Here is a 13,184-nt window from a genome sequence, read left to right as displayed (position 1 = left end):
TTTTAATCTGTGCGAAAGCGTAGCGACAGCAACAAATGTTTTAATCTGTGCGAAAGCGTAGCGACAGCAACAAATGTTTTAATCTGTGCGAAAGCGTAGCGACAGCAACAAATGTTTTAATCTGTGCGAAAGCGCAGTGTAACGAAGCGGCAGCAACAACAATCCGGAGTCGGAACGGAAAACACCCCACGTTATGTTGAAAGGTCATAAACTACCCAAAAATAGAAAATTACACCAACATTCTATTAGCAAAAGAACTACTATTCATCTATACTAAATTTACAGTTAATGGCTAAATATTTTGCATCGTAGGTTATAGAAACGAATTACTTACAATAAAGCCTAAAAATAAAGGTGTGTAAAGATGAATACGATTATGGAAATACAGAACATCTCTAAACAGTATAAAGGTAAGAAAATCTTAGAGAACGCTACATTTTCTATTTGTGCCAATCAAATTATAGCCCTAGTAGGAAAGAATGGGTCTGGTAAGAGTACCCTTCTAAAAATTATTGCGGAATTAGTCGATGCTGATAGCGGTTCTATCGTGAAACATCGACAATCTTTAAAAATTGGCTATGTGCCTGAAGTGACCCCTTCACATATTTTGTTTACGCCAGAAGAATATCTTTATCATATGGGCCGTATTCGAGGCATGGCAAGAAAACAACTACAACTAAAAATAAATGAGTTACTTAAATTATTTAATTTACAGGATGCTCGTAACATTCGAATTGTTAATTTTTCTAAGGGAATGAAGCAAAAGGTTATGATAATGCAGGCAATGCTTGAAGACACAGATCTACTAATCTTAGATGAACCGTTATCAGGACTTGATCCTAAAGCCCAAAGTGACCTAGAAGAAACCCTCTCTATTTTAAAGGACAAAGGATTAAGTATCGTTTTAACATGCCACGAAACAAAATTACTGCAGCATCTTGTTGATACAGTACTTGTTATTCAAAATAATAAGATCATTCAAGCTGATTCATTCAATAAAAAAGATATACAGAAAAATAAATTAATTTTTGAAATATCAAATGATAAATTATTGGACAACCTATTACCTTTTCTTGAAATTCAACGTCAAAGTCTATTAAATAATGGTTGTCATGAGGTCATTACCGTTATTAAGACAGAAGATACAGATTTAGTATTACTGGATCTTCTACAGAAAAAAGCCTCTATAAAAAAATTAATCCCAATTAATCAGAAGGAGGAGCAATTTTATACTCATTTTTAAGGAGGAAAAGACGCTGGCATGACAAGTTTATTGCGCTATCAATTTATCAATTATGTAAGAACCTATAAATATGTTCCACCCTTTTCAATTTTTATTTTATGTCTCGTTGTCAACTATACCTTTACCCCAAATCCAATATTGAACAGTTATTCGTTTACAGCTATTATTCTCTTTTTTCTAATGGGCTGGTTTACAGTAACACTATTTCACGCAGAAGATGAAGGACAAAAAGTAATAACTACACTTCACGCCAAAAGTCGCACACAATATAATTTAGGAAATTTTGTAATTTGTGTACTCATTGGTGTATTTTTAAGCTGTGTATCAGTGGTCTACCCTACTCTAATTGGTGCCTTTGGTGAAAAACCAAGATTTATACATCAATTTCTAGGATTCCTCTCTCATTTTAGTTTATCTGTACTAGCTAGCGCACTTTCAGCTATTTTTACGAGAGAACTAGTTAAAAACAAGCAAAATACTTGGTGGGGTGTACTTGCCATTTTAATTGTATCTGTCGTTATCGCTACTTTAAAAGAGACAATTCTACAAATCAAGGGACTCATTTGGCTACTTCCACCTGTCCGTCTTTCATTGGAAATGATGAGTTCAAAAGACTCTATACCGTCAATACCGACCATTTTTTATTGGCAATTTGCTTGGATTTTCATTTATTCGGCCATCGTTATCATATTGTTCTTCCTCCTTTCGAATCGAAAAAGGAGATAAAGTGAAATGATAATTTGTGGGAGCATTCTACATATAGTCGAAGTTTAAAGAAGCGATAAACAATACTAGTTCGATAATTTTTCGCAAATAGGAGAAATTCAAACTTGAAAGTAATACGTTCTTAGCACGTCCAAAAATCGTACGGTGATTGTTGGATTGTCGCTACTAAATTCTCCTTATCCATAAAGGGTGGTCCTTCATATTTAGATCGATCAAAGAGTTGAACAACAGTTGCGTGATCCAACTTTGAAACATTTATTCATAGGAGGAAGTGAAGCTATTGATTGATTACATGACTTTTGACGTGATGTGGATGGATGACATTATTGCACATGTTGAGTTAAAACCGGCTAATGGTGGCACACCATATGTCATTAATTATATTGAGGATTTTAATAAGCAATTTTCACCAACGATGAAGGGGCATATAACCTTAGAAGAATTGGAACGTTGGCTAAAGTGGCGAACCTTCCCCCGTACTCGAGTCAACGCAAGAGAGTTACTGGCTTCACTAGATATGCAAGCCTATAATCGCTGGGGCATCGTACGGAAAACACATGGTGTCATGGCAGATGATGAAATTTGGACTCGATTTAAAGGCGAAACCCTCACACATCGGGATGTCTGCTTACGCAAGGATCTATACTATCCTGAGGAACCAAACTTTATAGAATTTCAATAAGTTACTAAAATGACAAATCTCTTTAACATTTTTTAAGTAAACCCCTAAACAATTAAACGAGCCCTCAGACGTATCGAGTTGATGGGTGATTCCCATTTCTCGACTCGGCTGGGAGCTCTTTAAAAAACTAGGATAAACAGAGCGAAAATTTTTAGCGATAGAACAAACGATTTTAATAGAAAAGTGTATACCATCGCGGAAATCAATTAGTGTCATTCATCAAGCTGTTCCTTTAATTTATTTATCTCATCTAATGTTAATTCAGTAAATTCGGCAATGCTTTCTAGATCCATGTTTTTCTGTAACATTTTTAAGGCAATTTCTTGCTGCTTCTTTTTCTCTCCTTGCTCTATTCCTTGCTCTATCCCCTTAGCTACCCCTTCTTTCTCCGCAAAATATTTTGCATCTTCTAGCTTCGCTTCCTCATCTAATATATATTTTAAACGAGATTCATAGGCATAATATTCTTCTGGAGATTGACTTAATTCTTGCCAAATAGTTAAAGCATCTTTTATTCTTTTGTCATTCATAGCAAGTTCCTCCAATGCCAAATAAAATTCTTTATAGACTTTTTTCTTTCTTACATCAACCGCCCCTAGTAACAATAACCAGATCGCAAGTTCATTATCTAATGGGTTTAATTTATTAGTAAACCATTGCCTAATAAATTTATTCATTTCTATAAAGTGGATTTTTAAAACATCATCAATTCTAAATTTTCCATCATCTTCATAGAGATGATGGAATGAAGTATGATAAGCATCCGTTTGCTTAAACAAACTAAAATTACAAATATTAATAGTAATTGTTGGTTTTAATTTATGATAACCAAAACCTTTTTTAAGCTCTGAAGTGTAAATTTTTGACCAATAATATAGTGTTCGCTTAATCATATCATGTTGATTGCTTAATTGAATCTAAATATTTATCGCTATATTCTCCTGTGTTTTCACTAGAATATCTAAGCGTGATTGCTTATCCTCTTTATGTTCACCACTTAATTCTTGGCTCATAAAGGAAACTTCCTTAATAGCATTACGACCTGTACGGTTTAAAATTGCATTTAGAAGGAAAATCGTTAAATCTTTATTTTTTTCAATTCCGAATAATTGCTTAAAGGCGTAATCGACTTTGAGATCTACAAATTTTTCAAGTGGAATTCTACGCAATGTCTTTTCACTCATACCCATCACTCCAAATGATTTACCTTAATTATATCATTTGAAAGTAAAGTTAAAAGTCAATAATACTTTTATCACCCTTTTAGCTATATAAATATAGTTAATATTATTCAGCGCAATATTGTAAGGTAAAATATTTCTATCAAATTTCCGCTAATAAATTCGAAACATCCTCTTCAGAAAAAACAACAATATTATTTCTTCTTAACAATGCAGTAGTTACGCCTGCGCCAACTAATTTTGTGCCATCGAAATCCCCATTGTAAATCATTGCACTGCCACATGAAGGACTATACTCTTTTAATACGACCATAGTCGCACCTAGTTCGAGTGCTTTCTGTAATGTTGCATATGCGCCCTTTATATAAAGCTCCGTTACATCACGGCCAGACTTTTCCACCACTATCGCTTTCCCATCCAAAACATCTTCACCATCTCCGCCGATTATCTCCGCTGGCTCACGAGGGGTCGAAAAACCTCCCATAAGTTCAGGGCATACAGTTACGGCCTTATTTTCTAATACAAGTTTTTGAATTCTTTCATCTAAACTATCTGTTCCGTTATATCGAACCTTTAATCCTGTTAAGCAAGCACTTATTAAAATCATATATGCACCTCATTTTTTAGTCATGTCGTATATGTAAAACTTTAGCTCATTAAAAGAGTTTGTCAACCGCTCTTACAATGACTAAGTTTCTTCATTGACCCTACTCTTTTCTCTTTTCGTAATATCAATATTTTAAAACAGTTTTTTATGAAGAGGACCATTTCACTTGTTTGTGCTACTATTTTAGTATCTATATTTCTTGTATGAACTCATTCTATCTTTTAACAAGGAGGTACGAGGCTTGGTTGAATTTACAATTTGTTTTCTTAAGAAGGGTGACCAAATATTATTACTAAATAGAGATTTTCCAGAATGGATGGGGGCTTGGAACGGTGTAGGTGGAAAAATTGAAAGAAATGAAACACCACTGGCTGGTGCATTACGAGAAATTAAGGAAGAAACGGGCATTGCACTGCAAGATATTACATATAAAGGAAAAATAACGTGGACTGATGGAACGACCGACTATGGATGTATGTATGCTTTTATTGCTGAATTGCCAGAATCCTATCATTATGTCACACCGATTAAAGTTGCAGAAGGCATTTTAGATTGGAAAGATCTAGCATGGATTTTCCATCCTAAAAATGTAGGAATAGCAGATTTAACCTATTACTTACCGAAAATGTTGGATGAAACAACCAACTATGAATATATATTTACATATAAAGATAATACATTGATTGACGTTACTACTACCCCATTAGCACAAACATTTAGATGACACAAAAACTCGTAAACGCGGCAGAGGCGTTTACGAGGCATTAATTATTTTCTTGCCTGTGCAAATCTCATTTTGCACAGCGACACTTGCATACTACATCCACGGAACAACAAAAACCGCTTTGGCTAGCATCTATCATTTTTGAACTATAGTAAAAAACGTACAGGTTCCTCTAAATAGTCTGCCACACTACGCATAAATGCATTTACTGGCTCGCCATCAATAACACGATGATCAAATGTGCAAGACAGTGTCATTGTATGGCCAATTTGTATTGTATCTTCTACTACGATTGGCTCTTTCACAATTTTATGAGTGCCCAGGATTGCTACTTCAGGATAGTTCGTAATTGGCGTCGCAAATGTTGCCCCGTCCTTTCCTGTACTAGAAATTGTAAAAGTACTACCTGTTAAATCTTCTACCGTTGCTTTTTTAGAAAGAACCTTTGTCAATAAGCTATCTAGCTCTTCTGCAATTTCAAAAATACTTTTTTTATTTGCATGCTTGATCACTGGCACAAGTAGACCGTCTGAAGTTGCAACTGCAACACCAATATGAATATAAGGGAAAATCACCAGTGCTTTTTGATCTTCATCTACCTTGGCATTAAACTGCTCATGTTCCTGTAAAGCTGTCGCAACTGCCTTGATAAAAAAAGGCAAGTAAGTTATTTTTTTGTCCTTCATTTCCGGCAGCTGTTGAGTACTTTTCCTAAAAGCCACTAATTTCGTTACATTTATTTTTTCCATTCCTGTGCATAATACTGCTTTAGAAACGGCTTTTTGCATATTTTCAAAGATTGCTTTGCGCAAGCCGCGAATAGGGATGATTTTATTTTCAATCACTTCATTTTCAATACGTTTTGACTTATTATGCACTAGTGCTATCGTAGACGATGATTGTTTAGCATATCTATTTAAATCACCTCGCAACACCCGTCCGTTTGGTCCACTGCCCTGTACTTCTTCAATATTAATGCCCATGGTGCGCGCTGCTTTTCTAACTGAAGGCGCTGCCATCACCCTTCCTAATACTGAAAATTCAATCTTCTCTTTCAGCAAAGTCTCCTCTTTTTTCTCTCCAAGTGGCTGAGTTCGCTGGGGTGGTGACGAATCTGAGGTTTTACTAAATTGACAAAGCAGACTACCTACCGTAATGGTATTCCCCTCCTCGCCGCCAAGCTTCTCAATCACCCCTGTAATTGGCGCTGTAATTTCTACAACAGCTTTATCAGTTTGAACCTCTACTAACGGCTCATTAATTTCTACTTTTTGCCCTTGCTTTACAAACCAGCCAACAATTTCTGCTTCATGTAAACCTTCCCCTATATCAGGGAGTAAAAAATCATACATTACTATCCCTCCCTATTCTTTCATGACATTTTGTACTGCACTTACAACGCGCGCTACGGTTGGCATCCATTCTGCCTCAATGCTCGATACTGGGAAAGGTGTATCATAGCCTGTGACACGTAAAATCGGTGCATGCATAGCATACATACAGTTTTCGGCAATAACTGCTGCGATCTCCGCCCCTACACCGCCTGTTTTTGCCGCTTCATGAACAACGACTAGTCTGCCAGTTTTATCTACCGACTGAATGATCGTTTCATAGTCAATCGGTGCAATTGTACGTAAATCAATAATTTCCACAGACACACCCTGCTCTTGTAATTGCGCTACTGCCTGTTTAACCGTTACGACACACGGACCATATGTAACGATAGTCACATGCTCCCCTTCTTGAACAATTGCCGCCTTACCAATAGGCAATTCATAGTATTCTTCTTGTACTTCCTCTTTTATCGTTCGATATAGCTTCAATGGCTCTAAGAACAATACTGGGTCTGGATCTTTAATCGCCGCTGCGAGTAACCCTTTAGCATCGGAAGGCGTACTTGGCATAACCACTTTTAAACCTGGTGAGTGTAAAAACAATGCTTCTAAACTATCTGAATGTAATTCAGGTGCATGAATGCCTCCTCCATACGGTGCTCTAACAACTAGCGGCACGGTAACTGTACTTTCCGTTCGAGAACGAAGGCGTGCAGCTTGCCCTACCATTTGATCCATCGCCTCATAAATAAACCCTAAAAACTGTATTTCTGCTATAGGTTTAAGTCCTCTAGTAGCTAAACCTACCGCAGCTCCGATAATTGCAGACTCAGCAATCGGTGTATCAACTACACGCCTTTCTCCAAAACGATCTAAGAGCCCGTCCGTCACACGGAAAACCCCACCATTCTTTCCGATATCCTCACCGAGACAGAGGATTGTTTCATCATTTTCCATTGCTTGAATTAAGCATGTATTGATTGCCTGTACGATTGTCATCTCCATTATTACACCCCTCCTCTTTGTTGCATTTGTCTTACTAAGTTTTGAGGCATTGTTTCATACGTTGCTCTTAGTACTTTTGGGATGGTTGTCTTTTCGATTGTAAGTGCCTTTTCATAGGCTTTTAAAACGATTTCTTCACATTCTTTTAACAGCTCCTCCTCTTGCCTCTCATCCCATAGCCCAGTAGAAACAATAAATTTTTTCATTCTTTCTATAGGGTCATTTGTCAGCCATTGCTCAACTTCAGCTTGGTCTCTATATTTCGTTGGATCGTCTGCAGTTGTATGAGGTCCTTGGCGAAATGTAACAGCTTCAATCAGCACAGGCTCTCCATTTTTAGCTTTTTCTATAGCAAGCTTCGTTGCCTCATAAACTGCTAATACGTCATTGCCGTCTACTCTAATTCCTGTAATCCCATAAGCCAAAGCCTTTTGTGCGATTGTTTGGCTAGCGGTTTGTTTATGAATTGGATTACTAATTGCCCATTGATTGTTTTGAATAAAGAAAACCACTGGTAATTTATATACACCTGCAAAATTTAATGCTTCATGGAAATCGCCCTCAGAGGTACCTCCATCACCCATATAAGCAACCGAAACACTATCTTCCCCTTTATATTGACTAGCCCATGCCCCACCTACTGCATGTAAAAATTGCGCTCCAATAACGATTTGAATAGGAAAAATTGATAAATCAGTTAAATGCTGCCCAGCCACCTTACCCATTGTGTAACAAAAGAACTTATCCATAGGCATCCCGTGAACAAATGAAGCCGCAATATCTCGGTAACTAGGATAAATCCAATCATTCGAAGTCAATGCGTAAGCGCTTCCAACCTGTGCTGCTTCTTGCCCTCTAATTGGTGGATATGTTTTTATTTTACCTTGGCGCTGAAATTTCAATGCAATCCCATCAAAGATTCTTCCTTGTACCATATGTTTGTACATTTCGATACATTGCTCATCTGTGGCAGTTCTTTTAAAGAAAGTTTCCGAAAGCGAACAATCTTCCTCCAAAACTGACGCGGTGTCAATTTTTAAACATGACTGAGTTAACCACATTTCAATTTCTCCCTCTAAACATGACTGGTTTAACCACATTTCAATTCCTCCCTTTATAACGTTATTTCTATTATAAATAAGAAACCGAAGCCGCGTCATTAGCTAATTTTGTTTTTATTTAGCTTTTTTTCACTTTAAGCAGAATTATTTAAACAAACCGAAAGTGTACATTGTTGTCATATCACGTGCAATTTCCTCAATCGGAATGTCTGTTTTGTCCAAAATAATTTTCCATAAATACCGCTCTCCAATGTAATACAATGAACCCGCAATAACCTCCGCATGATAATTTTCATTACGAATAAGCCCCAGCTGTCGAACAATTTCTACGTTGGTAGACACCCTTTTAATAAATTGATCCGTGATTGATTCCCATTTCTCCTCAATTAACGGGGACATCCCCTTTGCCTCATGAATCAATCTAAATATTTCCTTGTTTTCAACTGCCAAGGATAAGTAATTATATGTATTTTTATACGTAAATTTAAAAGCCTCTTGCTTATTTTTAGGCGTATAATTTAGTTCTACAATTTTATAGAATGGGCCCATGACATCCTCAACTAAAGTTGCCAAAACTTCCTCTTTTCCTAAGTTAAAATGAGAATAAATCGTCCCGTAACCTAGTCCTGCTTCCTTGGCAATTAACTTGATCGTCGTTTCCTTATATCCATTTGCTAAAAAAACGTTTTTTGCCGCTACTAATATTTGTGCTCTTGTTCGCTCACGCTTATCCACCAAATATAACCCTCCAAATTTTGTCAATTTCTTTTATAGTCCACTTTTACGTTTAAGAGGCTTTAAATCAGACCGATCAGGTAATCGTGGATGAAATACTGTACTTCGATATATGCGTACAATTCGTTGCTGTTCTTATTATACTATTCACTCATTGCTGTATAGAATCGAAGCATGCCATCTATAAGTAAAAATACAAGCCAGAAATCCCCGATCGAATTTCTGGCTTTTCTAGTTTAAGAACTAGATTGAGTTTTGATGGACAATACATTGTCTACAGTGGCCTGTCGTTTAACAGTAATCCATCTTCCACATAACATAATAATCAATGCAAAAAATACAATGACTCCTGCAAAGACAAGCGCTGCTTTATAGCTACTAAAAACTGCTACAAGCTGTCCCGCGATGATCGGTCCGATAATTTGTCCAAAAGCATAAAATGTTGTTAATAATGATACGACTGGACCACTTTGCGTCGGGAATAGCTGACGTGCATAAGAGGTCGTTAACGTCACAATGCCTACAAATGTTAAGCCGAATAAAAATGACGATAATAATACACTCCATACTGTTTGTGAGAATACTGGTAACAATATACCTAATACTTGCAATACATAGGCGACAACTAAAATTTTGATGGCAGAGAATTTTTCTAATAAAACAGTCCAAACAGGTGCTGACGGGATAGCCGCTACCCCAACAATGACCCAGCTATACGAAGAGTATGCTTGTAGTGAAGGAATATTGTGAATGATATCCACTAAAAATGTACCCGTGATAATATAGCCTAATCCTTCAAAGCCATAGGCGACGATCAACCATGGCATAAAGCCCTTTGTCATTTTTGCATCAGCGGATTTTACGGTTTTCACACTATCTTGTACATGCAGATCTCTCCAAAGTATAAATGTTGTCACTAAAAAAACTGCAGATAAAACCCCTAAACCGATCCATGTACCTTGCCAAGCAAAACGTGCTTCAATAGCAGGGACTAATAAACCTGAAATAGCAATTCCTAATCCGATACCACCAAATAAATAGCCTGACCATCGTGTAAGTGAATGCTTTGCTAAATAATCCATAACTATACTACATGTTAATACAAAAATAAGCCCCCCTGTAATGCCTGCAATCAGACGAAGCACAAGCCATACACTATATATTTCAATGATTCCCATAAGAACAACAGAAAGGACATTTAAGACAACACTTAACAATAAAAAGTTCTTCTTTTGGCGATTGATAAACCCTGCCCACAAAGCGCCAATGAAATAGCCAATATAATTACTCGATGCTAAAAATCCTGCAACCTCAAACGAAAACCCGACATCCTGACGCATAAATGGCAAAATTGGTGTGAATGCAAACCGGCTAATCCCCATAGCCACTACAAGTAATAGCACCCCACCAAATAAAATTCCGATGTGCTGTCGATTCATCATGTCCCCCACCCCCTAAAACTTTTTGTAATTAAAAGGATACAGAGTGAAAATTAATAAATCTAATATATAATTTATATAAAAGAATAAAAATTTTTTATAAGAGGTGGGATACATAATGAATTTACATGCTCTTAGATTATTCACAAAAGTAGCTGAGCTCAAAAGTGTTTCTAAGGCAGCGCAAGCTCTAATGATTAGTCAACCTGCCGTTACTATTCAAATTAGAAATTTGGAAAAAGAACTAGGCTTAACGCTGTTAGAATCAAAAGGTCGAGGAATTACCTTAACACAAAATGGGGAATTTTTATTTAAACAGGCTCAGCGACTATTTGATTTAGAATTGGATATTGAAAACAAACTAGAGCAATTAAAAAACACAGGTAATGAAGAATTACAAATTGCTTCTACCCATGTCCCATCCCATTTTTTATTACCAAAATGGCTTGCAAAATATAAACAAGCCTATCCGACAACGCATATCCATATAAAAACGGCTAACTCCCAGCAGGTTATTGAAGAATTGCTTCACTATAAGGTTGATATGGCTTTTATCGTAAAAGAAGATGGGCATCATCCAGATATTAATTATCAATTTCTCATGAATCTTGATTATTGGTTTATCGTCCCATTTGGTCATCCGCTAGCAGAACAGAAAGTGACATTAGCGGAATTAATGCAGCAGCCATTTGTTTCACGTGAAGATGGTAGTTCTACGAAAGAATATTTAAATGCCTTATGTAAAGTTCATAAAATCCCACCACCAAGAGTAGGGCTTCAATTGGACGGAATCAATGAATCCATTTACGCCATTGCAGCTGGGTATGGGACGATGCTAGCTCCATCCATAGCGGCTTCTAGCTTTATTCAACGCCAGCAAGTAGCGCGAGTTTTTATAAAAGACATCGATATCCAACGTCCTATTTATCTTTGCACAAGGAAAAATGAACAAAATACCTCTTCAACCTTTATTACTTTTAGTAACATCATTAATAATTCCATTTCATAACAATCACTTTTCAAAAGTTTGAACTACACAAAATTTGTGTAATAACGAATTGATGTGTAGTTTTTTATATTTGAAATTTGTCATCTACTCTATTCCATTATCCCATCACCTACAGCTATAGTAGCCATCCTATTAAATAAAATATTACCTAGTGTGAAATAGCTTTTAAACGCAATGCACAATACTCCCGTTAGGAGGTTGTGCATTTTCTTATCTGAAAAATTTTCTGAAATTTCTGTCCTAGTCTCTTTTGTTTTGTTATACTAGAGTAAAAAAGTAGGGATTAAAATGATATACGACGTGATTGTAATTGGTGCAGGGTCGATGGGGATGGCTGCAGGCTATAATTTAACGAAAGCAGGCAAAAATGTCTTGATGCTTGATGCCTTTAATCCACCTCACGATGAAGGTAGTCATCATGGTGAGACAAGAATTATTCGCTTTGCATATGGTGAAGGAGCAAGCTATGTACCTTTCGTCAAAAGGGCAGGTGAATTATGGAGAGAGCTTGAAGCGTTAACAGGTGAAGCATTATTTTTACAAACAGGTGTAATAAATGTCGGTGAAGAGACCCATCCTTTTATTCAAAATGTGAAAACAAGTGCTAGGCTCTATGATTTAGCATTAGAGCAGTATTCTGCGGCTGAGGCAATGAAGAAATGGCCTGGATTATCCTTACCCGAAAACTTCGTTGTTTGCTTTGAGCCTACTGCTGGTGTCCTTCGTGTTGAAGCCTGCATTAACGCTTATAAAAAATTAGCCCTTGAGGCAGGAGCAACCTTACATACAAATGAAAAAGTGCAGAACATCAAAGCTGGTGACATTGTACGTGTTCAAACAGCAAATAATATATACGAGGCTAAACATTTAATTGTGACAGCTGGTGCTTGGGCAACTGAGTTACTACAAACAATGGACACCGCCATCCCTGTAACACCGACCCGAAAAACATTTGCATGGTTTGAGGCGGATGAGCAGCTTTATCGTGATGATATTTTCCCGGCCTATTGTTTTGAATTTGCTGATTCTATGTACTATGGTTTTCCTAGTATTGATGGAGCAGGCTTAAAGCTTGGCAGACATGATGGCGGTGAGGTTATCTATCCAAATGATCCGCTACGCCCATTCGACGAACAGGATACAATAGACTTACAAAACTTTATCAATCGTTTTATGCCTCAGCATGATGCATTGAAATTCGGAAAAACATGCAAATATTCAATGACACCAGATGAAGATTTCATAATTGATTTTTTACCTGAGCATCGAAATATTGTCATTGCAGCGGGCTTCTCAGGACATGGTTTTAAATTTAGTAGTGCTGTTGGTGAAGTACTAGCGGATTTAACGCTTAACGGAAAAAGTAAGCAGGATTTATCACGCTTTAAACTTAGTCGATTTAATACAAACTGATGCTCTTACTTCTGTGTTAGATTAC

General features: G+C 36.8%; 12 protein-coding genes and 1 pseudogene. 6 read left to right on the top strand and 7 right to left on the bottom strand.

Annotation, left to right across the window (positions count from 1 at the left end; translation table 11 throughout):
- Positions 1 to 364 precede the first annotated feature (364 nt).
- From ACIQ7N_RS06705 to ACIQ7N_RS06695, 3 genes are all read left to right on the top strand, one after another.
- A complete protein-coding gene (locus tag ACIQ7N_RS06705; RefSeq protein WP_402931030.1) occupies positions 365 to 1,243 on the top strand; it encodes an ABC transporter ATP-binding protein in 879 nt (292 codons plus the stop codon).
- A gap of 18 nt (positions 1,244 to 1,261) precedes the next feature.
- Complete coding sequence (locus ACIQ7N_RS06700; protein ID WP_402931028.1) at positions 1,262 to 1,969, top strand: ABC transporter permease; 708 nt, start codon at positions 1,262 to 1,264, stop codon at positions 1,967 to 1,969.
- A gap of 280 nt (positions 1,970 to 2,249) precedes the next feature.
- On the top strand, positions 2,250 to 2,651 hold the full coding sequence (locus tag ACIQ7N_RS06695; RefSeq protein ID WP_402931026.1) for a hypothetical protein: 402 nt from the start codon (positions 2,250 to 2,252) through the stop codon (positions 2,649 to 2,651).
- A gap of 212 nt (positions 2,652 to 2,863) precedes the next feature.
- Here ACIQ7N_RS06695 and ACIQ7N_RS06690 read toward each other — a convergent pair.
- Positions 2,864 to 3,835 (bottom strand): annotated as a pseudogene (locus ACIQ7N_RS06690) (Rpn family recombination-promoting nuclease/putative transposase).
- 139 nt (positions 3,836 to 3,974) lie between these two features.
- Positions 3,975 to 4,439, bottom strand: coding sequence for a 2-thiouracil desulfurase family protein (locus tag ACIQ7N_RS06685; protein ID WP_402931024.1), 465 nt, complete (start codon positions 4,437 to 4,439; stop codon positions 3,975 to 3,977).
- A 241-nt stretch (positions 4,440 to 4,680) separates the two neighbouring features.
- Between ACIQ7N_RS06685 and ACIQ7N_RS06680 the strand changes: the two genes are divergently transcribed.
- Complete coding sequence (locus ACIQ7N_RS06680) at positions 4,681 to 5,163, top strand: NUDIX hydrolase (protein WP_402931022.1); 483 nt, start codon at positions 4,681 to 4,683, stop codon at positions 5,161 to 5,163.
- 146 nt (positions 5,164 to 5,309) lie between these two features.
- Here ACIQ7N_RS06680 and ACIQ7N_RS06675 read toward each other — a convergent pair whose 3' ends face one another.
- The 5 genes from ACIQ7N_RS06675 to ACIQ7N_RS06655 form a co-directional block, all read right to left on the bottom strand.
- Positions 5,310 to 6,515, bottom strand: a complete 1,206-nt coding sequence (locus ACIQ7N_RS06675; RefSeq protein WP_402931020.1) for a dihydrolipoamide acetyltransferase family protein — start codon at positions 6,513 to 6,515, stop codon at positions 5,310 to 5,312.
- A gap of 12 nt (positions 6,516 to 6,527) precedes the next feature.
- Positions 6,528 to 7,505, bottom strand: coding sequence for an alpha-ketoacid dehydrogenase subunit beta (locus ACIQ7N_RS06670; protein WP_248719157.1), 978 nt, complete (start codon positions 7,503 to 7,505; stop codon positions 6,528 to 6,530).
- Complete coding sequence (gene pdhA, locus ACIQ7N_RS06665; protein WP_402931018.1) at positions 7,505 to 8,602, bottom strand: pyruvate dehydrogenase (acetyl-transferring) E1 component subunit alpha; 1,098 nt, start codon at positions 8,600 to 8,602, stop codon at positions 7,505 to 7,507. Before pdhA ends, ACIQ7N_RS06670 begins: the two co-directional genes overlap by 1 nt.
- A gap of 105 nt (positions 8,603 to 8,707) precedes the next feature.
- Positions 8,708 to 9,298 (bottom strand): TetR/AcrR family transcriptional regulator, encoded by a 591-nt coding sequence (locus ACIQ7N_RS06660; RefSeq protein WP_402931091.1) that lies wholly within the window; start codon positions 9,296 to 9,298, stop codon positions 8,708 to 8,710.
- 236 nt (positions 9,299 to 9,534) lie between these two features.
- On the bottom strand, positions 9,535 to 10,737 hold the full coding sequence (locus tag ACIQ7N_RS06655; protein WP_402931089.1) for a YbfB/YjiJ family MFS transporter: 1,203 nt from the start codon (positions 10,735 to 10,737) through the stop codon (positions 9,535 to 9,537).
- A gap of 118 nt (positions 10,738 to 10,855) precedes the next feature.
- Here ACIQ7N_RS06655 and ACIQ7N_RS06650 point away from each other — a divergent pair, with 118 nt between their 5' ends.
- Positions 10,856 to 11,746, top strand: a complete 891-nt coding sequence (locus ACIQ7N_RS06650; RefSeq protein ID WP_402931016.1) for a LysR family transcriptional regulator — start codon at positions 10,856 to 10,858, stop codon at positions 11,744 to 11,746.
- Between the two features lie 288 nt (positions 11,747 to 12,034).
- A complete protein-coding gene (gene solA, locus ACIQ7N_RS06645; protein WP_402931014.1) occupies positions 12,035 to 13,159 on the top strand; it encodes an N-methyl-L-tryptophan oxidase in 1,125 nt (374 codons plus the stop codon).
- Positions 13,160 to 13,184: the final 25 nt, after the last annotated feature.

The sequence above is a fragment of the Lysinibacillus sp. NPDC095746 genome (assembly GCF_044763535.1).
In the GTDB taxonomy this organism is placed as follows: Bacteria; Bacillota; Bacilli; order Bacillales_A; family Planococcaceae; genus Lysinibacillus.
This window is presented reverse-complemented; position numbering and strand designations above follow the sequence as displayed.